This window comes from Pedobacter panaciterrae (assembly GCF_013204795.1).
GTDB classification, from domain to species: Bacteria; Bacteroidota; Bacteroidia; order Sphingobacteriales; family Sphingobacteriaceae; genus Pedobacter; species Pedobacter panaciterrae.
Map to the genome: position 1 here is coordinate 62205 of NZ_JABMKW010000007.1, position 21104 is coordinate 83308.

Genomic DNA, 21104 nt, shown 5'->3' on the forward strand with positions numbered 1-21104 from the left:
TTCCCTTTTGTTGTTAAGATATATCTTCTTAAACCAGTTCGCGATTTACGTAATCAAAGCTTTGCTTAATGCTTACAAAAGGATCCTTTGAGAAATTCTCCTGCTCAACAATTAAGTGTTTAAGGCCTGATTCCTTGGCGTGCTTATAAATGCTCTTAAAGTCGATTTTTCCACTTCCTACTTCTGTATTAATCGTATTGTTCGCTTTATCCATATCCTTTACATGCCACATCACAAAACGACCAGGATGTTTCGCAAATAATGCAAGTGGATCGTTCCCGGATCTTACAACCCAGTATAAATCCATCTCAAACTGAACATTTTTCTTGTCGGTTTCCTGAAGCAATATGTCGTATCCGGTAGTATCTCCGTATTTTTTAAATTCAAAATCGTGATTATGGTATGCTAGCTGTAATCCAGATTTAGCACACAGTTCTGCTGCTTCATTTAATCTTGCCGCTACCTTTTTAAAAGCATCAAGATCGGGTCTTAATGATTCATCAAGATATGGACAGGTTAGATATTCCATATTTAAAGTTAAAGCACCTTCAATTAAAGGTTTAACTTCGTCCAGATTGCCGCTTTTAATAAAGCCATCTAAGCCAAAGTGGCCACTAGGAGCTTTTAATCCATTCGCATCAAGCAAACCTTTAAATGTTTTGGCATCTAAACCCCAAAATCCTGCATCAGCAGTATAACCATAGGTTTCAACTTCCTTGTAACCGGCTTTTGCTACCTTTTCTATTACACCTTTAACATCTTTAGGTAGTAATTCTCTTAAGGTATAAAGTTGTAGCCCAATTGGATGCGCACCACCTGCAGCAGGCGTGCTGCTGCAGGCAAAAGATGGTAATAACGCTGCACCTGCAACGGCAATACCTGCCTGCTTAATAAAATTTCTTCTAGAATTCATAGTTTTTGAATTATACATCACAAATATTTACTGCTTCTCTTAATGACTTCATACCGTCTTTACTCTTTGGAATAAATTCCTGGGCAAGATAGCCTTTGAAACCAGTTGCTACAATAGCTTTAATAATAGCAGGATAAAATAGTTCCTGAGTATCATCAATCTCATTTCTTCCGGGTACTCCGGCCGTGTGATAATGAGAAATGTATTGGTGGTTATTTGTTATTGTACTGATAACATTCCCCTCGTCAATTTGCATATGGTAAATGTCATAAAGCAATTTAAAGTTTTCAGAGCCTAACCTTTTACATAGTTCGACACCCCAAGGGGTATTATCGCACTGATAATCTCCATGGTTAACTTTACTGTTAAGTAGCTCCATAACCACTACTACATTATGCTTTTCAGCAATTGGAAGTATTTGTTTTAAGCCTTCAACACAGTTTTTTAATCCTGTCTCATCGTCTTTACCCCTACGGTTTCCGCTGAAGCAGATCAATTGCTTGTAGCCCGCTTCGGCAACCTTCGGAATCATTTCTGAATAGTTTTTAATCAGTGTTGCATGAAATTTAGGATCATTCCACCCGTCCGGGATACTGATTTCTGCACCATTACACATTGAAGAGTATAAGCCATGTTTCTTTAACGTAGCCCAATCATTAGGGCCAACAAGGTCTATCGCTTTAATGCCGATTTTTTTTGCCTCAATACATAAAGTATCAAGATCTACGCTTCCAAAGCACCAACGGCAAACAGAATGATTTACATTTCCTTTTAACATAGTTGACTTATATGGGTCAAGAGCAAAAGCGGGCAAAGCTGCCGAAACACCTAATGCGGCGGTTCCGGCAACGATATTTTTCAGTGCAGTTCTCCTGCTTAATTCTGATTCCATTTTTTTAAATATCTAAATTTTGATTTGGTTCAAATAGATTAATGGGCAATAGCTTCTTCTTCAATTTTCTTCTTGTCATTGAAAGTTAGTGCAAACAATAAGAAAACTACAAATGCAATACCAGATGGGATTAGCCACACCATTTTCCAGTCGGCAGCTCCGTTGGCACCTTTGTAAGTATCTGTAATCCATCCTGCAACTTCAAATCCAATAAGCATACCAACACCATATGTTGCTAACGTGATTAATCCCTGAGCAGCACTTTTATATCTTTCACCAGCTTTTGAATTGGTGTAGATCTGTCCTGATACAAAAAAGAAATCATAGCAAATACCATGTAATGCAATGCCAATCAGAATCATAAAGCTAAGCTCTCCTGCATTTCCATAGGCAAATAATAAATACCTAACAGACCATGCCAGCATACCCACAAGAATGGTTTTTTTGAATCCATATTTTTTGAAAAAGAATGGAATCAATAGTAAAAATAGCGCCTCTGAAATTTGTCCTATTGCCATTTTACCGGTAGGCCCTTCAACACCGATATTAGATAAGAAAGGGTGGGCATTTTGGTAATAGAATGCCAGAGGGATACAGATTAGGATAGCAGAAACAAAGAATATAGCAAAGTTTTTATCCTTTAATAGTTTCAAAGCGTCAAGACCTAAAATATCACCGATCTTTACTTTTTCACCTGCAGCTACTTTTGGTGGCGTTTTAGGTAATGTGAAACTAAATAAGCCTAAGCCTAATGAGGCAATACCAGCCATAAGGAAAGTATTTTTCAATAAACCTGCAGACAAGGCCTCAGGTGAATCCCAAATGAATACGTAACTGATAATTAGTCCAGCTGTAATCCAACCGATAGTTCCCCAAATCCTGATAGGAGAGAACTCTTTCTCCGGATCTTTCATCTGGTTAAAGGATACTGAATTCACCAATGCAAGTGTTGGCATATAAAGGATCATATAGCCTAATACGTATGGATAAAAAACAGATATATCTGCAGCAGTATACATTTGGTACATTAAAGCAGCACCAAGAAGGTGTAAAACACCAAGGATTTTTTCTGCATTGAAAAATCTATCGGCAATTAAGCCGATAATAAAAGGGGCAACTATTGCTCCCCATGATTGGGTTGAAAAAACAGCGGCAGTTTCTGAGCCAGAAGCAGAAAGGTTCTTGTCCAGAAAAGTACCTAAGGTAACAAACCATGATCCCCAGATAAAAAATTCCAGGAACATCATGATTGATAATTTAACACGGTTAGTCGTATTCATATTCGGGTTTTCGTTATTCTTTAAAAGTTAAATTATAGTTCTTTAATCATAATGTTACGGTACCAAACAGCATCTCCATGATCCTGAAGAGCTATTTTGCCTGATTTAAAAGTTCCAAATCCTTCCCAGCCAGCAAACTTGCTTTTTGAAACAAGATTTTTCCAGTTTTCATCCCAGAGTGTAGTAGTTACCACTTTAACGCCATTTAATCTTAATTCAAGGGCTCCATTGTTACTGATTACTTCAGCTGTATTCCATTCTCCAACAGGTTTTACCGGTTCAGAGTTACTTTTAACAAGATCATACAAATCTCCCGCTCTGTGCTTGGTTATCTTTCCGTCCGGATGACCATCGTTGTCCAGCACCTGCATTTCTAAACCTGTACTGTATGTAGCACCATATTTCGGGTCTTCGTGTACATAGAAAATTATACCGCTATTCGCTTTAGGAGCTACTTTCCATTCCAGTTTTAAATGGAAATTGCTGTATTCCTTATCTGTCACTAAATCACCTCCACCATCATTTTGGCCGTTTGGATCAAAGTGGAGTGTTCCATCTTCTACTTTCCATTTACTGCCGGCGGTTGTTTTTCCATATGTATGCCATCCGGCAGTGGATTCACCATTAAATAGTTTGGTGAATCCTTTGGTGCCTTTTTGACTTTTTGTACTACTGCAGCTCATTATTGTTGTTAAGATCAGCGCAGAGAAAATGTATTTTTTCATTATGTGGTTTAAAATTGTTCTTTATTTTTTATGCGCCCAAAGTCCAGCCTTTGCGATACTCACGTTTCACATATTGGTTCACATCATCAAGGTTAGTAACCTTCATCAGGTCGTTATCCCAAAGTAATTTAATATTACGGCCAGGATAAGAGATTTTTCCTTCACTGTTTTTACGTTGAACATCTACACCACGTATAGCAAGGTTTGCCATTAACAAGGCTTCTGTAAGCGGGCCTGCAATTTCAAAAGGAGAACTTACTTCCTGCTTGCCATAACCGGCAATAGCAGCTTCAACCCATTGTTTGTAGTGGCCACCTGCGCCACCTTGTACGCGGGCAAATTTTTGCGCTACCTTGATGTCTTTGTTTTTAGTTAAAGGAAGTAATTTCGGATTTGCGCTATAAGTTTCGCTCATCATTTTACCTTTTGTACCAATAAATAAGGTACCATTACCACCGTCTCCAAAGGTTTCGTTAGCTTGTAATTCTTCTGGTCTTTCAGGTTGGATACCACCATCCATCCAGTGTACAGTAACATCGCCCTTGGTCTTAGTTGTTTTAGGGAATTTTAATGTAACGTGACTTGATGGAGGACAACTATCAGGGAAATATCCTCTTTTGAATTCATCAACATATACAGAACCAACACTCGCCTGAACTTCGCTTGCATATTTTAAATTCAATACGCTAAACGGAGCTTCTAGTAGGTGACAGCCCATATCTCCAAGAGCACCAGTACCATAATCCCACCAGCCACGCCAGTTAAACGGAACCAATTTATCTACATAGTCTTTGTATGGGGCAGTACCTAACCAAAGATCCCAATCAAGATCTGATGGCACCTGAGCTTTGTTAGCCGACCATGGAATACCTTGAGGCCATACCGGACGATCTGTCCATGCATAAACCGTGTGTACATCTCCAATCAATCCTGCGTCATACCATTCTTTCATTTGTCTTGGGCCATCATTTGAAGCACCCTGATTTCCCATTTGGGTAACCACTTTATACTTTTTAGCAGCAGCAGTTAAAGCTCTTGCCTCATAAATATCATGAGTTAAAGGTTTTTGCACATACACATGCTTACCCAATTGCATTGCTGCAAGGGCAATAATGGCATGGTTATGATCTGGAGTAGAAACAGAAACAGCATCAAAATTTTTAGCTTCTTTATCCATCAATTCACGCCAATCTCTATAATATTTAGCTTTAGGGAAAGCTTTTACACTATTCGCAGCTCTTGAATCATGCACATCGCATAAAAAACCAATATCGGCTTTTCCACTTTTTGCAAATTCAGCAATATCAGATTGACCTTTTCCGCCTGCACCAATTCCCGCTACAATTAATCTGTCGCTAGGAGCTAAAAATCCTTTTCCGCCCAAAACGTGACGCGGAACTATCATAAATGCAGATGCAGCAATAGCTGATGTTTTTAGAAAACTACGTCTGTTGGTAGCATTCTGATCTTTTTTTGTTTCTTCCATGGTTCTATTTGGTTAGGTAGGTTGAATTATTTTTTAAGTGATAAAATATATTTTACCATTTCTTTTGCATCGTCTTTACTTAATGTTGGGTGCGGAGTCATTGGAATTGCACCCCAAACACCTTGTCCACCTGCAATGATCTTATCAGCCAGATGGTCAATGTTCTCTTCAGTTGCAGGATATTTACCAGCCACATTTACATAAGCAGGTCCAACAAGTTTTTGAGTTTTGCTATGACATGCAAGGCAGTCAGACTTAGAAATAAGTGCTTCGCCTTTTCCCTTTTCTGCAGTGGCAGCCGGAGCTGCCGGTGTAGTTGCAGCTGGTGCAGGTGCTGCTTCCTTTGCAGCCGTATCAGTAGCGGCAGGGGTTGTAGCTTCAGTTGCAGGAGTTGATGCTGATGTATTAGCTGAATCTGCAGCTTTATTTGCTGCGGCTCTTTCTTCCGGACTTGCACATGAGGCCATAAAGATTGCTAAACAGCCTAAAACTAATAATGTTCTTTTCATTGTTGTGTTGTATTATTTATCTAAACCTAAAATTCTGTTATTGAAATCATCGTCACCACCAGAAGCAGCAAAATCATCGAATGCTTTAGTGGTTACTTTTATGATATTCTTTTTAATGAATTCCGCGCCTTCTCTGGCGCCAACTTCAGCATCCTTAATGCAGCATTCCCATTCCATTACCGCCCATCCTTTGTAATCATATTGCGCAAGCTTACTGAATATGGTTTTGAAATCTACTTGTCCATCACCAGGAGAACGATATCTTCCGGCACGATTCGCCCAGCTTTGGTAACCACCAAATGTTCCTTGTTTACCTGTTGCATTAAATTCAGAATCTTTAACATGGAATGCCTTTATGCGCTCATGATAAAAATCAATATACTGAATATAATCAAGCTGTTGTAAAACAAAGTGTGAAGGATCGTAAAGCAAGCACGCACGAGGGTGATTGTTTACTTTTTCAAGGAACATCTCATAAGTGATGCCATCAAAGAGGTCTTCGCCTGGGTGTATCTCGTAACATACATCTACACCACAGGTATCAAACTCATTTAATATTGGCGTCCATCTTTTTGCAAGTTCGGTAAAAGCTGCATCAACAAGTCCTTCCGGACGTTGAGGCCACGGATGGAACATATGCCATAACAACGAACCACTAAATGTAGCATGTGCATTTAAACCAAGATTCTGAGAAGCTTTTGCAGCATATTTTAATTGCTGTACTGCCCATTCTGTTCTTGCTTTTGGATTGTTTTTATACTGATCAGGAGCAAAGGCATCAAATGCAAGGTCATATGCCGGATGTACAGCAACCAGCTGACCTTGTAAATGTGTCGACAATTCCGTGATTTCCAAACCGTATGATCTAACCTTACCGGTTAATTCATCAGCATAAGTTTTGCTTTCTGCTGCTTTTTGAAGGTCAATAAACCTTGTGTCAAGCGTGGGTACCTGGATACCCTTAAAGCCTAAGCTTGCCGCCCATTCACAAATAGCATCTAAAGAATTAAAAGGAGCCTCATCACCAATAAATTGAGCAAGGAAAACTCCGGGACCTTTAAGTGTTGTCATGATGTTTTTTATATTTTAAAATCTGTCCATTTTTGATCAGACTGACTTGAAGCTACTACTGTATCAATAAATGCCATACCTCTTACACCATCTTCAACCCTTGGGAAATCCAGCATGGCTTCTGTAGGAGTTGTTCCATGGATTTTAGCCGAAACCGTAAGTGCAAAATTTCTATAAATGTTTGCAAAAGCTTCCAGGTAGCCTTCCGGATGTCCGCCTGGAACACGTAAGTTGTGTTTTGCAATATCTGAAAGATAAGCTTGTCCTGCGCGGTAAATCTGAGCTGGTTCATTAAGCCATTTTAAAGTTAACGTATTTGGCTCTTGCTGGTTCCACTCTAATCCGCCTTTTTCTCCATATACTCTAATTTTTAAAGCATTTTCTTCACCTGCAGCTACCTGAGATGCTGATAATACACCGCTTGCGCCATTGTCAAATTTCAAAAGTACGTTACCGTCGTCATCAAGTGCCCTTCCCTGAACTACAACGTTCAGATCGGCACATAGCTTAGTGATTTTTAAGCCTGAAATATACTCTGCTAATTGCGCAGCGTGTGTTCCTATATCTCCCATACAACCGCTTTTTCCACTTTTGGTTGGGTCGGTGCGCCATGCGGCCTGGGCATTTCCTTCTCTTTCGGTAAGGGTGCTTAGCCATCCCTGAGGATACTCAACCATGATTTTTCTAATGGCACCAAGTTTTCCTTCTTTTACCATTTGTCTGGCTTGTTTTACCATTGGATAACCAGAGTAGGTATGAGTTAAGCATAGAATTAAGCCAGTTTCCTGTACTTTTTGCTGTAATAACTTAGCTTCTTCAAGAGATAAAGCAATTGGTTTTTCAATTACCACGTTAAACCCATGATCCAAGGCCATCATTGCAGGAGCAAAGTGGGCAAAATTTGGGGTAACAATAGTTACAAAGTCGATACGTTTGTCAGCAGGTAATTTGCTTTCTTTCTCAATCATTTCCTCAAAGTTCATATAAACCCTGTCTTCCGGAAGGAATAACATTTCACCAGATTCTCTGGCAATTTCGGGGTGTATACTCAATGCTCCGCAGCAAAACTCTACCTGGCCGTCAATGTTAGCGGCAATACGATGAACTGCACCGATAAACGCGTCTTTACCGCCGCCTACCATGCCCATTCTAATTTTTCTTGTCTTCATTAAATGTTACCTTTTTTTAATTCACTAACTGCAAAATCACAAGCTCTTGCTGTTAAAGCCATATATGTTAATGATGGATTCTGGCATGCAGCTGAAGTCATGCAAGAACCATCTGTTACAAATACATTTTTTACTTCATGCATCTGATTCCATTTATTTAATACCGAAGTTTTAGGGTCATGTCCCATGCGGGCAGTTCCCATTTCGTGTATTGCCATACCTGGAGCAGATCCGTTGTCATAAGTTTTTACGTCTTTAATTCCTGATGCTTCAAGCATTTCTGCAGCATCATTCATCATGTCAACGCGCATTTTTTGTTCGTTATCTTTAAACTCACAATCAATAGCCAATACAGGTTGACCCCATTTGTCTTTTTTGCTTTTGTCTATATAAACACGGTTTTCGAAATATGGGAGAGACTCACCGAAACCTCCTAATCCCATGTTCCATGCACCTGGTGTAGTCATTTGATCTTTAAATTCAGCACCAAATGCCATTTCAGCAACATCAGCATGCCAGTTACCTCTGCTTGCACCACCTTGATAGCCGAAACCTCTTACGTAGTCGCGTTTATCATTGCCCATGTTTCTATATCTAGGTATATAGATTCCGTTTGCTCTGCGGCCATAAGTATATTTGTCGTCAAAACCTTCAGCTCTTCCAGATGCACCACAACGGAAGTGGTGATCCATTAAGTTATGTCCCAATTGTCCACTGCCATTACCTAATCCATCAGGGAACTCAGCAGATGTAGAGTTAAGCAATAGGAAAGTTGAGCCTAAAGTTGATCCGTTTACAAAAACGATCTTTGCAAAATATTCTATAGTTTCTTTTGTTTCTGAGTCTATTACTACAACACCTTTTGCTTTTTGGGTTTCTTTATCATAGATAATGGTGTTTACTAATGAAAAAGGACGTAAAGTAAGGTTTCCTGTAGCTACAGCTGCAGGTAGGGTAGATGACTGAGTGCTAAAATAAGCTCCAAACGGACAACCTCTGCTGCAAAGATTACGGTATTGGCAAGATCCTCTTCCTCCATGAGGGACAGTTAAATTGGCTGTACGGCCAATTGTCATGATTCTCGATTTTTTCCACTTATCTTCAATACGTTTCTTTACATCTTTTTCAACGCAGTTCATCTCCATTGGGGGTAGGAATTGACCATCAGGTAATGCCGGCCAGCCTTCTACTTGTCCGCTGATACCTGCAAATTTCTCTACATAGTCATACCATGGAGCAATATCTTTATATCTGATTGGCCAGTCAACACCATGCCCATCTTTAAGGTTGTCTTCAAAGTTAAGATCGCTAAAACGGTAACTCTGTCTGCCCCACATCAGTGATTTTCCACCAACATGAAATCCGCGGTACCAGTCAAAACGTTTAATTTCTGTATACGGGCAATCGTGGTCATTTACCCAATAACTCTCGTTGAATTCCGAGTATGGATAATCTCTCTTTTGCACCGGATGCGCTTCTTTTTGTGCTTCGGTTATTCTTCCACGGTGTTCAAACTCCCATGGTTTCTTTGTAGCGGTAGTATAGTCTTTTATGTGCTCAATGTTTCTTCCTCTTTCAAGTAATAGAACTTTTAAGCCCTTTTCTGTTAGTTCCTTTGCTGCCCAGCCACCACTAATTCCAGATCCTACAACAATGGCGTCATATGTATTGTTAGCTGTCGCTTTCGTATTTAAATTGCTCATTTTAATGCTATAAAAGGTTTATGCCCAAACTTTTTGACCAGGTTTCAAATCCACACAGCCATCATAGCGGCCAGGGATATCAACATAAGCCATTGCTTTTGTTGCTCCAATCTCAGAGGTGAAATAACCTAGTAAGGTTAGATCTCTAATGATAGAAAAGAAACGTGGTTCTGTTTTCGGCTTGTCCTTTGGTAGTATTGATGCGAAGCCGGCATTTTCGGTTTGAGACTTTGCCTTATCAGGGTCAGTTTTTTGAGCGTCTGCCTCTTTTTGTTTATCCTGTTCAGCTTTGGTAGCAGCAATAGTCTCTTCTCTGAGTTTACTAAGCAATTGTGTACGCTCGGCCGGAGAAATTTCCAGGAAAGATTTTTTAAACTGGTCTTTAGATTGCTCTTCAAGAGCATCAAGTCCTTTCACAAATGCCTTTTGAGCATCCTCGGGATAACAATCTTTTACCATTAAGGCTATAAACGGGCCTACTCCTGCAGCCTTTGCACCCGGCGAGCTCGTTGTAGGGATAATGATGTCGGCAACTTCGGTAATCAGTTTAAGCTGGTTATCATCAAATAATTTGCCATTGGTTTTAGTAGATGGTGAGTTACAACTATCAAGAAATACTCCTATCGTAGTTGCAGATAAAGCTCCTCCCATTAGGAAGGCCATATTCCTCACTGCTTCTCGTCTGTCCATATTTGGTGTTTTAGGTGTTTTGGTGTATTCTAAGTGTGTTTTGTTTTGTAATATTAAGAAAAAATAAATAGTTAGTGTTCTAAATACACAATTAAAGTAAATATATAATGTTTTTGTTACTTTATAAAGCTACTTTGGAATTTAACGAAAATCCATCCAATTGAGTATCCTTATTATCGGTTTTATCCAGGTAAAATGTTGGTTGCACTAAAGATTTTTGAATAGGTTCGTTCATTTATTTATTTTTGTGGAAATCCAAATCAGTCATGATTGAGAATATAGTAGTTTTAGGCTCTAACGGCCAGATAGGCACAGAGCTGGTAACGGCTTTACGTAAAGTGTATGGAGAGTCCAATGTTATTGCGTGTGACATTCGCCGGCCCGATTATGACATCAAGAATTCGGGGCCTTTTGAATTTGTAAATGTTCTGGAAAAAGATACTTTAAATAGTATTTTTCAGAAATATCAGCCAACACAGGTTTATTTACTGGCGGCCTTATTATCTGCAACAGGCGAGCAAAATCCTAAGCTTGCCTGGGACCTTAACATGAATGGCTTACTTAATATCTTAGATTTGGCAATAACTTATAAAACAGCAAAAGTATACTGGCCAAGTTCCATAGCTGTTTTTGGTCCAAATTCGCCTAAAGATCATACCCCTCAGTTTTGTGTGATGGATCCCAATACCGTTTATGGAATTAGTAAACTGGCAGGTGAACGTTGGTGTGAATATTATAACCAAAAGTACAATTTAGATGTACGAAGTATCCGTTACCCAGGCCTAATAAGCTGGAAAGCTGCACCGGGTGGAGGAACTACAGATTATGCCATCCATATTTTTCATGATGCGTTAAAAAAAGGAACGTATGCATCGTTTTTAAATGCCGCAACAGAATTACCAATGATGTATATGGATGATGCCATCCGTGGTACTATAGAATTGATGGATGCTGAGGCATCAAAAATTACTATCCGTTCCAGTTATAATTTTGCGGGGGTAAGCTTTACTCCGGAGATTTTAGCAGCGGAGATCAGAAAGCATATTCCGGAATTTACATTAACTTACACCGAAAATGACCCCCGCCAAAACATCGCAGATAGTTGGCCAAGGTCCATTGACGACAGTTTCGCTGTGAAAGAATGGGGATGGAAGCCAGAGTTTGACCTTTCAAAACTTACGCTTGACATGATTAAGAATTTAAAGAAATAGTATTTACTAACTACTAAATAACCACCAAAGAGAATAAAATGGGAAGAGCATTTGAGTTCAGAAAAGAAAGAAAATTTAAACGTTGGGCCAAAATGGCCGTACAATTTACCAGGATAGGTAAAGAGATAGTAATGGCCGTTAAAGATGGCGGACCAAGTCCTGATACCAACTCTCGTTTGCGTACAGCTATACAAAATGCCAAGGCAGTAAACATGCCTAAAGATAGAGTTGATGCGGCAATTAAACGTGCTTCAAATAAAGATGAGAATGGGTATGAAGAGTATGTTTACGAAGGCTATGCACAACATGGTGTTGCTGTTTTAATTGAAACTGCAACAGACAATACAAACAGAACTGTTGCTAACGTACGTAGTTATTTTAATAAAACAGGTGGTACTTTAGGCAAAACGGGATCTCTTGATTTTATTTTTAATCGTAAATCAATATTCAGATTCTTACCTGGAGAAAAAGACCTGGAAGAACTGGAATTTGAATTAATTGATTCAGGACTGGAAGAACTATATCTTGAGGCTGATGAAGAAGGGAACGATATTGCTGTAGTTCAAACCGCTTTCGAAGATTTCGGTAAAATGCAGAAAGCACTTGAAGATCTGGCTGTTGAAATGAAAAGTGCTAAGCTTGAGCGCATTTCTCTTTCAACTACCGCAGTTACAGAAGAGCAGGCTGCAGATGTATTTAAACTAATAGATAAGCTTGAAGAGGACGACGACGTTCAGGCGGTTTATCACAATATGGCAGAATAAGTTCTGCCATATAAAAACCCATTATTTCTGATTGGAAAATAGCCATGGCAACAGTTCCGGCTCTGCAAAGGCAGAGTCCCAGCTGTTGTGATTGGCTTCGGGATAAAGCGTTATTTTCGGAGTTTTTCCCAATACTTGAAGCTGATCAGCAATGGATGTAGAAAGCACTACAGGCACTACATCATCTTTTTCTCCATGAAAAATCCATAGTGGAACCTTTTTATACTTCTGAACATTTGCAATGTTATCGCCACCGCAGATAGCAAAAGCAGCTGCAAATGTTTTGCGCTTACGTCGTAATAATTCATAAGTACCCATTCCTCCCATAGATAAGCCACCTATGTAAACTTTTTTCTTATCCACAAAGGGCTTATCCAAAAAATTATCTATCATACCCAGTAGTGCATGCATGGCTTTTGTGGGTTTACCTCCTGTTTGGAAATTAAATTCCCGCTTGCCATCTTCATTATTTTTGAATTCGACATTTGCCCAGAAACTATCATTGCTACATTGTGGGAATACGATTATTGCCGGAAATTTTTTACGAACACTGTCTTTTAAAAACAACTTGCCTCCATGGGTAAGCTGTTTCTCATTATCGTTTCCTCTTTCTCCACTTCCATGTAAGAAGAACAGTATTGGATATTTTTGATTTGGATCAAAGTTTTCGGGAAACAGAACCCTGTAATAAATGCTGTCTTTTCCTTCAATGAAATTCCCTGAATCATATTTCTTGAAGTCCTGGGCCATACCATTTAATCCTAATAGCAAGACCATAAAAGCCGTTAATTTAATCCTGTTCATATTACTAAACTAAACAAAATTGTAATCTTTTAAAAATGAGGGGATATAGGAATGACGATTGCTTTAAGCAGTCGTCCTCTCGACGATAGGAGAGATCTCTTGAACTGGCATAACCAAGGGATCTCTCACGATGCTCGAGATGACGAGGCGTGCTATAGGATGGCGATCAATTACATAAAAAAGGCTGATCATGTTATGATACAGCCTTATATACTCTAAACTTAATCTGCTAAAGCAGCGTAAACTGATTAGTCTTAACGTCTCTTGAATTTGTACCAATGAACACTTTAAAATCTCCTGGTTCTGCTACATATTTAAGTTCCGAGTTGAAGAATTTTAAATCATCAACAGTGATTTTGAAATTAACTGTTTTGCTTTCTCCCGCCTTTAAATCAATTTTTTCAAAGTGTTTTAATTCTTTAACAGGACGTGTAGAACTGCCTACAAGATCTCTGATGTAAAGCTGAACTACTTCTTTGCCTTCCCTTGATCCGGTATTCTTTACAATAACACTCGCATTGATCGTTTCGCCGGATTTAAATTTATCCTTGTCTAGCTTTATATCACTATAATCAAAGGTTGTATAGCTTAATCCGTATCCAAATGGATACAAGGGATCGTTGCTTACATCAATGTAATTAGAACGGAATTTAGAAAACCATTTGCCATCTTCTAATGGACGGCCTGTATTTTTATGACTGTAATACAATGGTATCTGACCCACATTTTGTGGGAATGTTGTGGTTAGTTTTCCTGATGGATTTACATCGCCGAATAATACATCAGTAATTGCTTTTGCCGCTTCGGTACCACCAAACCAAACATTAAGTATCGCCGGAACATTCTCGTTTTCCCAATTTAAAACTAATGGCCTACCACTAAACAAAACTAAAACAACTGGTTTGCCAGTTTTAAGTAAGGCCTGTAATAAGCGTTTTTGAACTTCAGGGATTTCCAGATTGGTACGGCTTGAGCTTTCACCACTCATTTCAGAACCTTCTCCCAAAGCTGCAATAACTACATCCGACTGTTTTGCAATGTCTACTGCTTCTTTGATCACTTCTTCTTCCGGGCGATTATCTCTTGGAATATCACGAGCAAACATAGTTGCTCTTTTTTGATACGCTTCATCCGCCAATAAGTTCGAACCTAAGCTATGTAATACTTTAACGTTTGATCCTAAAGCAGCTTTCATACCTGCAAGAAGAGAAGATGTATTGGCTAAATCACTATTTACACTCCATGTGCCCGGCATATTGGATCCAGTGTTGGCCAAAGGGCCTATTAATGCAACGGTGCCTGTTTTTTTGAGTGGTAATGTCTGTTTGTCGTTTTTTAACAAGACAAAAGATTGAGTTGCCGCTTCACGCGCAAATTGTAAATGTTCAGGTTTAAGTATTTCAGTTTTTGCACGTTCTTCATTGCAATAACGATATGGATCCTCAAACAAACCTAGCTTATATTTAGCCTCCAACACAAGGCGGCAGGCATTGTCAATTTGTTGTGTTTTTACTTTACCTTCCTGTACCGATTTTTTTAGGGTGGTTAAAAACCCTTCACCCACCATATCCATATCAACTCCGGCATTCAATGATAAGGCAGAGACTGTCTGCAAATCGCCCAGGCCATGATCTATCAGTTCGTTCACAGCGGTGTAGTCAGTAACAACGAAACCCTTAAAGCCCCATTGTTTACGTAGCAAATCTGTCATTAACCATTTGTTAGCGGTGGCAGGAACACCATTAATATCATTAAAAGATGTCATTACACTTCCGGCACCGGCATCAATAGCAGCCTTGTAAGGAGGCAGATATTCATTATACATCCTGTCCAGACTCATATCTGTAGTGTTATAGTCTCTTCCAGCTTCGGCAGCGCCATATAACGCAAAGTGTTTAACGCAGGCCATCATGGTGTTGTATTTAGAAAGATCATCGCCCTGGTAACCTTTAATCATTGCTTTTGCAATTTGACTTCCTAAATAAGTATCTTCTCCTGATCCTTCAGATATTCTTCCCCACCTGGGGTCTCTTGATATATCAACCATTGGAGAGAAAGTCCAGTTAAGTCCGTCAGCAGTAGCTTCAACCGCTGCTATACGTGCCGTTTTCTGGATAAGAGACATATCCCAGGTACAAGATAAGGCCAATGGAATAGGGAAGGTGGTTTTATACCCATGGATTACATCCTGCCCAAAAATGATAGGGATTTTAAGTCTGCTTTCGTTTACAGCGATTTCTTGTGCCTTACGGATTTTTTGAGGTGTTGTAAAGCTAAACATGCCGCCTACCTGACCTTTTTTGATCTTACTTTCAACATCTGTACTTACTACTGATCCTGTAGTTGCTTCGCCGCCGGTTAGCAAATTGAGTTGCCCTATCTTTTCATCTAAAGTCATTTTAGATAATAGGTTGCCGATAAAAGCATTCATCTTTTGATCAGCTGCGGGAACTTTTTTTTTCTGTTGCGCAGATGTTGCGCCGATGCAGAAAAACATAGACAAGAATAGTAAGTGAGATATTTTCATTTTTTGTGTTATTTTTTTAAATAGGGTGTTATTTCTTTGATCCAGATGGCATAGCCTTCTGGCTTCATATGTAGCATATCTTCTACAAACAGTTCTGGTCTTGGAGCACCGTTGCTGTCGAGCATTTTGGAGTTTACATCAATAAAAACTGCATTTTTTTGCTTACTGATATACTCTTTTATCATGGTGTTTGCTTTGGTCACATTATCAGCAAACTTCATTCTTGAAGGACTCTGCTTCATAGAGATATACACTATGTTTGCTTTGGGAAGACCTTTACGAAGGTTATTATAAAACGTTACAAATCTGTTGTACGTTTGCTCTGCACTTGTGCCTGTTGCAATGTCGTTTTCTCCACTGTAAATCACAACCTGCTTAGGCTTATAAGCAAACACAAGCTCGGTGATATACTCATTCGCCTGTTCAAGCGTAGAGCCTCCAAAACCACGGTTAATGGCATGATAATCTTTAAAAACCGTCTCCAGTTCATTCCAGCGTGTGAATGAAGAACTGCCCACAAATACAACTTTGTTTTTGGCAGGCATTGATACACTATCCTGATGTTTAAATTTCTGGATATCGTTCCAGAAAGGTTTCTCCTGCGCATGTGAGTTAACAGACAGACTTACCAGTAATACAAAAAGCAGACGGAAATAGAAGTGATGTTTCATGATTTTTTAAATTTCTAATTAACTTTGGCAACCTCTGTTTTAGGAGCGACTCCGCTCTCATTGATTGCTTCTATGCTAAAATAGTAAGTTTTATTTTTGTCCATCCCTTTATACCAGTATTCATTAGTATTATACACCATAATGCAGTTGTACAACTTGTCGGGTTCAGTGCCTATGTAAATGTTGTAAGCATAAGCATCTTCTACAGGTGCCCATTTTAACCATGCACTGCGTTTGTCTTTTTCGGTTCTTAGTACTACAAAATCTTTGACGCTTTTTGGTGTCGACTGATTGCCATTACCAAAAACCCGTAGGCCGCTAATAGCGAACTTACCTGTAGGCATATGTATGTTTTCCAGTTTTATAAATCGTGCCTTAACCGGTTGTTCAAGCTCAATATAATCATGAGGAACATCAGTTTTATTTGTGCCTTTATCCTTTAAGATTTTCCATTTAACACCATCTGTAGAATACCACAGCTTGTATTGATGATAAATATCCTGGCGTTTGCCAAGGAACTCGGCATCCTGATCTGCATAGTTAATCTGTACTGCATTTACTGTCGACACGCCACCGAGATCAGTTTGGATCCATTCGCCTTTATTTCCTGTTTTTGCACTCCAATAAGTTTTAATGCTTTCATCAACAGCATTGTTGGCATAGTATGATCCAAGTGTCGATGATACAGCTACAGGCTTGTTATAATTTAACAACATCCATCCGGTAAAACCGCTTTTTAAGTGATCCTGGGCTTCAGTAGGTAAGTAATGAGGATAATCGCCGAAGGCAGCATCCATATACATTACATCGTCATTATCGAATCCGGCTGGCCAAATACCAAGGCGACGTTCAAAGTTGTTTTTTACGGAGATGGCTATTGTAGAAACATGCCAGTAGTTCTTCCATTTATCCTGATAAGTAGCACCATGGCCTGCACCACGGGCAAAGCCACCTGGTTTCCATGAAAAAGGATTAGACTGGTGTTCAAATGGTCCCAAAGGAGTAGGCCCAACAGCAACACCATCGGCATAGCCGCTAAATTCCGTGCCTGGTGCGCCATATTGAAGGTAGTACTTACTGTTGTGCTTTGTTACCCAGGCACCCTCCATAAATGGATCTAAAAAGGTGTTGTCCAAATATTCTCCAAACCGTTGCCATCCATAGCGCTCCGGATTTAACAGGAGTAATTCTTTACGGGTGCCTATGGGATCAAAAGTTTTTCGGTTTAACTCAATACCATATAGCGGGTAGCTATTGCTGCTACCATTGTACATGTACAATTTGCCGTCGTCATCAACAAAATGAGCAGGATCCCATCCACCAATCTCAAATTCATGAACAGCTTCTTTCCATTCATTGTTTTTAGGATCTGTGCTCATCCATATCGGGAAATTTTTAGAATAAGTAGAGCCGAAAACAAGCATCGTGTCTCCCTGCACCCATACAGACGGGGCGCAAAGATCATCGTAAACCTTATGTTCAGGTCTTAAGAAGTTTTTAGAAACGAATTTCCAGTTATACATATCGCTGCTCCACCAATAACCCCATTGGTTGGTAGAAAACAGATAATAATCACCTTTGTAGGTTACAATAACAGGATCGGCTGTAGCCCTGTGTTTTCCTTGCTCCGCAAAATTAGGAATAGGAGTATAGCCGTAATCCAGATTAATTGGATTACAATAAGTAAGTTGTTTTTTTTGAGCAAATGTGCCCATGCTTACAATAAGCATTAACAACATTGAAATATATATATTCTTCGTCATCATCTACAAATTGGGACTCGTGAATCCTAAGGTTTTAAGACCTCTTTTTACATCAGGGCTGCTCATAAATAATTTCCACAATAAGCCGCTGCGGTAGTTTTCAATCATTACAATGATTGGCCCCTGATCTATAGCAAGGTGAGATTTTGCATACCAGTTTTTTTCTTCACTAAAAGCATCCACAAAACCATATTCACTCCATAGTTTGTCTCCTTTATCATAATAAAAATGTTTTAGCGCTTCCATTGAATATTCTGGGGTATAAGGGAAGGCAGATAAAGCTGCAGTTGGTGTAATTACACCAAGGTCTTCGGTTGGCGAATGGGCAGCATAGCCACCCCAGCTATCACTGGCAGTTAAGCCCCAGCTGTTGGCACCATAGCCTTTATATTTTTTTGGGTTTTCTATACAATAAGCCCTATTAATAAGTGTATGATTTTTATTTTGTTCCCAATAATCTGCATTGTTGTCTTTTAAACCACGTGGATCTAAGCCCATGAATGAGTAATGCGAAAAGAATAACGGGCCTCCGTAAGCAAAGCCTAGTGGTAGCGTAATGCCATTAAATTTACGACCATTGAAGTAGGTGTTGTTATTTGCGTAACCATCGTCGTAAACGCGTTTGTTGATAGGGAATTTTGGAGATGATGCTGCCATCACATAGGTAATCAAACACTCGTTCCATCCTTTAATCTGATGGTTCATGCTCCAGCCGTTGTTTGGACTCCAGTGCCAGTAAAGAACATTTTGATTTTGAGTGAACCAATTCCATTCAATACCTTCCCACATCCATAATATTTTATTTCTGATGTCGTTTTCGACAGGATTATCTTCAGTGTAATACTGACGGGCAGTTAATAAACCTTGAAACAATAAAGAAGTTTCAACGATATCTGCACCATCATCTTTTGGGCTAAAGCGGATTACTTTTCCGGTTTCGCCATTTAACCAATGAGGGAAAGCACCATGAAACATATCGGCCTTCCATAAAAAGTCTACTATTTTTTTTGTGCGTTCAGCAGCTTGTTCACGAGTGATAAATTTACGCTCTGAGGCTACTATCATAGCCATAACACCAAAGCCAGTACCTCCCGTTGTAACTACCTCATCGCCGTAGTCAAAAGATCGGTTACTTCGTTCGCGTGCCATGCCGCTAACAGGGTGTCCAAAATCCCAGAAGTATCTGAAAGTTTGTTTTTGTACCAGATCAAGAAGCTGATCGTCGGTAAGGTTTTTTTTAATTGAGAGGTCAGGTTTGATTCCTGCTACAGTTTTCTTTTGAGCGCTCGCCATTTTCGGAAACATGCTTGAACTGAAGGCAAGAGCTATAATTAATATTAGGGCGGAGCAATTTCTAGGAATTAACATGAATATTAAATTAAAAAGGTTGCCGGAGCTTGCGCTCTGGCAACCTTATGAAAAGGATATACTATCTGTAACCTGTGTTTTGAGTTAATAAGCCACCGCTACGTTCAATTTCAATATTTGGCACTGGCCATACCTCATTTTTGTTAGCTTTCCAGCCTTTTGGACCAAAAACCTCTGCACCACGACCCTGACGGATCACATCAAAATAACGATCACTTTCCAAAGCAAGCTCTACTTGTCTTTCTTTGTAAATAGCAGTTCTTAATGCAGTTTGGTCAGTAGTAGTAACATTAGGAAGGATAGTAGCATTACCACCTCTGGCACGTGCACGAACTCTGTTTAATGAAGACAATGCTAATGTTGGGTTGCCTGTCTCATTTGCAGCTTCTGCATTCATTAATAATACATCTGCAAAACGAAGAACTCTGATGTTTTGTTGAGCTCCCTGATTATATCCCGAAACGTAAAGACCAAACGGAACATATGATTTCTGATTGTACATGTCATTAGGAGTAGTAGTCGGAATTTTATCTCCTTGAGGAGTGGTTTCGCCTTTAAATAGAATGGTTGCGTCTCTTCTTGGATCACCAGGCTCAAATGCAGCAGCAAGTACAGTTGAAGGAGTATTGAAACCCCATCCACCTTCCGGGACACCGGCAACGCCTTGTACCTGACTGTATTGTGAGTTGGAAGCATCTTTGTTTCCCGGAATCATTTCTGCTTGTACCTCAAATAGAGATTCTACATTGTTCTCATTCTGAGTACGGAAACCTTTTTCAAAATCAGGAAATAAATCATATCCTAAGCCCATTACCTGGTTAGTATATGTTAATACATCAGCAAATTTTTTCTGATATAATGCCACTTTAGCATGTAAGCCCAAAGCTGCACCTTTAGTCGCTCTTCCAACATCTGTTGATGGATAATTAGGAGGCAATACTGCAGCCGCTTCTGTTAAATCTTTTTCAATTTGTGCATAAACAGTTGCTTTATCTGTACGCGGTATATTATACTCAGTAGCATTTTTAGGAACGTTTAACCTTAAAGGTACATCACCATAAGCTCTTACCAATCTGAAGTAAGAATATGCACGAACAAATTTAGCTTCGGCTAGATAACGGGATTTCAAAGCATCGTCCATTGAAATTCCCGGTACATTTTCCAGTACCTGATTGCATAAATTAATGTTTTGGTATTGTCCAGTCCAGAAGCTCTGTAAAGAGCCTTCGGTTGAAGTCACTGTAAATATATCATACAAATCAAAGAACGCAGCATCAGTAGGAGTACTACCTTTATCCGCTTCGTCAGAACCTGTACTTTCGATAGCTAAAGCCGGAAACGCTACGTTTTCCCAAGTGCGTAAATTGGCATAAATAGCAAATACGGCTTTAGTAGCATCACCTTCAGATACCCAAAACTGAGTAGCAGGTTGCTGGCCCTGAGGATCCACATTCAGGAAACTCTTTTTGCAGGATGATGAGATAAGTGTGGTTGATAATAATGCAATTGCACACCACCTTTGTAAAGAAATATTTTTATATGTTTTCATATCCTAATC

At 39.4% G+C, this 21104-nt stretch carries 18 protein-coding genes; 2 read left to right on the plus strand and 16 right to left on the minus strand.

What is annotated here, in order from left to right; all coding sequences use genetic code 11:
* Positions 1–28 precede the first annotated feature (28 nt).
* From HQN86_RS01975 to HQN86_RS02020, 10 genes are read right to left on the minus strand one after another with little or no spacing between them, the layout of a single operon-like run.
* Entirely contained in the window at positions 29–913 is an 885-nt protein-coding gene (locus tag HQN86_RS01975; protein WP_172659364.1) for a sugar phosphate isomerase/epimerase family protein, read from the minus strand.
* Between the two features lie 10 nt (positions 914–923).
* A complete protein-coding gene (locus HQN86_RS01980) occupies positions 924–1805 on the minus strand; it encodes a hydroxypyruvate isomerase family protein (protein ID WP_172659365.1) in 882 nt (293 codons plus the stop codon).
* Positions 1806–1843: 38 nt separating this feature from the next.
* Positions 1844–3085: an MFS transporter gene (locus HQN86_RS01985; protein ID WP_048903704.1), complete on the minus strand. Its 1242-nt coding sequence runs from the start codon at positions 3083–3085 to the stop codon at positions 1844–1846.
* Positions 3086–3117: 32 nt separating this feature from the next.
* Positions 3118–3810, minus strand: a complete 693-nt coding sequence (locus HQN86_RS01990) for a 3-keto-disaccharide hydrolase (protein ID WP_172659366.1) — start codon at positions 3808–3810, stop codon at positions 3118–3120.
* Positions 3811–3838: 28 nt separating this feature from the next.
* Positions 3839–5296: a Gfo/Idh/MocA family protein gene (locus HQN86_RS01995; protein WP_172659367.1), complete on the minus strand. Its 1458-nt coding sequence runs from the start codon at positions 5294–5296 to the stop codon at positions 3839–3841.
* Positions 5297–5322: 26 nt separating this feature from the next.
* Entirely contained in the window at positions 5323–5805 is a 483-nt protein-coding gene (locus tag HQN86_RS02000; protein WP_172659368.1) for a c-type cytochrome, read from the minus strand.
* Between the two features lie 12 nt (positions 5806–5817).
* Positions 5818–6876 (minus strand): sugar phosphate isomerase/epimerase family protein, encoded by a 1059-nt coding sequence (locus HQN86_RS02005; RefSeq protein ID WP_172659369.1) that lies wholly within the window; start codon positions 6874–6876, stop codon positions 5818–5820.
* An 8-nt stretch (positions 6877–6884) separates the two neighbouring features.
* A complete protein-coding gene (locus tag HQN86_RS02010; protein WP_172659370.1) occupies positions 6885–8045 on the minus strand; it encodes a Gfo/Idh/MocA family protein in 1161 nt (386 codons plus the stop codon).
* Positions 8045–9748: a GMC oxidoreductase gene (locus tag HQN86_RS02015; protein WP_172659371.1), complete on the minus strand. Its 1704-nt coding sequence runs from the start codon at positions 9746–9748 to the stop codon at positions 8045–8047. The genes HQN86_RS02010 and HQN86_RS02015 overlap by 1 nt, the downstream gene beginning before the upstream one ends.
* Before the next feature lie 18 nt (positions 9749–9766).
* Complete coding sequence (locus HQN86_RS02020; protein ID WP_048903711.1) at positions 9767–10438, minus strand: gluconate 2-dehydrogenase subunit 3 family protein; 672 nt, start codon at positions 10436–10438, stop codon at positions 9767–9769.
* A gap of 266 nt (positions 10439–10704) precedes the next feature.
* Here HQN86_RS02020 and HQN86_RS02025 point away from each other — a divergent pair, with 266 nt between their 5' ends.
* Together HQN86_RS02025 and HQN86_RS02030 are read left to right on the plus strand one after the other, a co-directional pair.
* Complete coding sequence (locus HQN86_RS02025) at positions 10705–11649, plus strand: NAD-dependent epimerase/dehydratase family protein (protein WP_172659372.1); 945 nt, start codon at positions 10705–10707, stop codon at positions 11647–11649.
* A 38-nt stretch (positions 11650–11687) separates the two neighbouring features.
* Complete coding sequence (locus HQN86_RS02030) at positions 11688–12413, plus strand: YebC/PmpR family DNA-binding transcriptional regulator (protein ID WP_172659373.1); 726 nt, start codon at positions 11688–11690, stop codon at positions 12411–12413.
* 21 nt (positions 12414–12434) lie between these two features.
* Here the strand turns inward: HQN86_RS02030 and HQN86_RS02035 are convergent, their stop codons facing one another.
* The 6 genes from HQN86_RS02035 to HQN86_RS02060 form a co-directional block, all read right to left on the minus strand.
* Positions 12435–13217 carry a carboxylesterase family protein gene (locus HQN86_RS02035; protein WP_172659374.1) on the minus strand — a complete coding sequence of 261 codons (783 nt, stop codon included), beginning with the start codon at positions 13215–13217 and terminating at the stop codon, positions 12435–12437.
* 229 nt (positions 13218–13446) lie between these two features.
* Positions 13447–15744: a beta-glucosidase BglX gene (gene bglX / locus HQN86_RS02040; RefSeq protein ID WP_172659375.1), complete on the minus strand. Its 2298-nt coding sequence runs from the start codon at positions 15742–15744 to the stop codon at positions 13447–13449.
* 8 nt (positions 15745–15752) lie between these two features.
* Positions 15753–16415, minus strand: a complete 663-nt coding sequence (locus HQN86_RS02045; RefSeq protein WP_172659376.1) for a GDSL-type esterase/lipase family protein — start codon at positions 16413–16415, stop codon at positions 15753–15755.
* Between the two features lie 14 nt (positions 16416–16429).
* Positions 16430–18178 carry a family 43 glycosylhydrolase gene (locus tag HQN86_RS02050; RefSeq protein ID WP_172659377.1) on the minus strand — a complete coding sequence of 583 codons (1749 nt, stop codon included), beginning with the start codon at positions 18176–18178 and terminating at the stop codon, positions 16430–16432.
* 3 nt (positions 18179–18181) lie between these two features.
* Complete coding sequence (locus HQN86_RS02055; RefSeq protein WP_172659378.1) at positions 18182–19483, minus strand: glucoamylase family protein; 1302 nt, start codon at positions 19481–19483, stop codon at positions 18182–18184.
* Between the two features lie 124 nt (positions 19484–19607).
* Positions 19608–21095, minus strand: coding sequence for a RagB/SusD family nutrient uptake outer membrane protein (locus HQN86_RS02060; protein WP_172659379.1), 1488 nt, complete (start codon positions 21093–21095; stop codon positions 19608–19610).
* Between the last annotated feature and the right edge of the window lie 9 nt (positions 21096–21104).

Excerpts from the sequence above, each read along its gene's own strand:
- HQN86_RS02050 (WP_172659377.1), bottom strand. The coding sequence starts at position 18,178 with ATGACGAAGAATATATATATTTCAATGTTGTTAATGCTTATTGTAAGC.
- HQN86_RS01990 (WP_172659366.1), bottom strand. The coding sequence starts at position 3,810 with ATGAAAAAATACATTTTCTCTGCGCTGATCTTAACAACAATAATGAGC.
- HQN86_RS02035 (WP_172659374.1), bottom strand. The coding sequence starts at position 13,217 with ATGAACAGGATTAAATTAACGGCTTTTATGGTCTTGCTATTAGGATTA.
- HQN86_RS02060 (WP_172659379.1), bottom strand. The coding sequence starts at position 21,095 with ATGAAAACATATAAAAATATTTCTTTACAAAGGTGGTGTGCAATTGCA.
- HQN86_RS01980 (WP_172659365.1), bottom strand. The coding sequence starts at position 1,805 with ATGGAATCAGAATTAAGCAGGAGAACTGCACTGAAAAATATCGTTGCC.
- HQN86_RS02045 (WP_172659376.1), bottom strand. The coding sequence starts at position 16,415 with ATGAAACATCACTTCTATTTCCGTCTGCTTTTTGTATTACTGGTAAGT.
- HQN86_RS02015 (WP_172659371.1), bottom strand. The coding sequence starts at position 9,748 with ATGAGCAATTTAAATACGAAAGCGACAGCTAACAATACATATGACGCC.
- HQN86_RS01975 (WP_172659364.1), bottom strand. The coding sequence starts at position 913 with ATGAATTCTAGAAGAAATTTTATTAAGCAGGCAGGTATTGCCGTTGCA.
- bglX (WP_172659375.1), bottom strand. The coding sequence starts at position 15,744 with ATGAAAATATCTCACTTACTATTCTTGTCTATGTTTTTCTGCATCGGC.
- HQN86_RS02055 (WP_172659378.1), bottom strand. The coding sequence starts at position 19,483 with ATGTTTCCGAAAATGGCGAGCGCTCAAAAGAAAACTGTAGCAGGAATC.
- HQN86_RS02010 (WP_172659370.1), bottom strand. The coding sequence starts at position 8,045 with ATGAAGACAAGAAAAATTAGAATGGGCATGGTAGGCGGCGGTAAAGAC.
- HQN86_RS02000 (WP_172659368.1), bottom strand. The coding sequence starts at position 5,805 with ATGAAAAGAACATTATTAGTTTTAGGCTGTTTAGCAATCTTTATGGCC.
- HQN86_RS01995 (WP_172659367.1), bottom strand. The coding sequence starts at position 5,296 with ATGGAAGAAACAAAAAAAGATCAGAATGCTACCAACAGACGTAGTTTT.
- HQN86_RS02030 (WP_172659373.1), top strand. The coding sequence starts at position 11,688 with ATGGGAAGAGCATTTGAGTTCAGAAAAGAAAGAAAATTTAAACGTTGG.
- HQN86_RS02025 (WP_172659372.1), top strand. The coding sequence starts at position 10,705 with ATGATTGAGAATATAGTAGTTTTAGGCTCTAACGGCCAGATAGGCACA.
- HQN86_RS02020 (WP_048903711.1), bottom strand. The coding sequence starts at position 10,438 with ATGGACAGACGAGAAGCAGTGAGGAATATGGCCTTCCTAATGGGAGGA.
- HQN86_RS01985 (WP_048903704.1), bottom strand. The coding sequence starts at position 3,085 with ATGAATACGACTAACCGTGTTAAATTATCAATCATGATGTTCCTGGAA.
- HQN86_RS02005 (WP_172659369.1), bottom strand. The coding sequence starts at position 6,876 with ATGACAACACTTAAAGGTCCCGGAGTTTTCCTTGCTCAATTTATTGGT.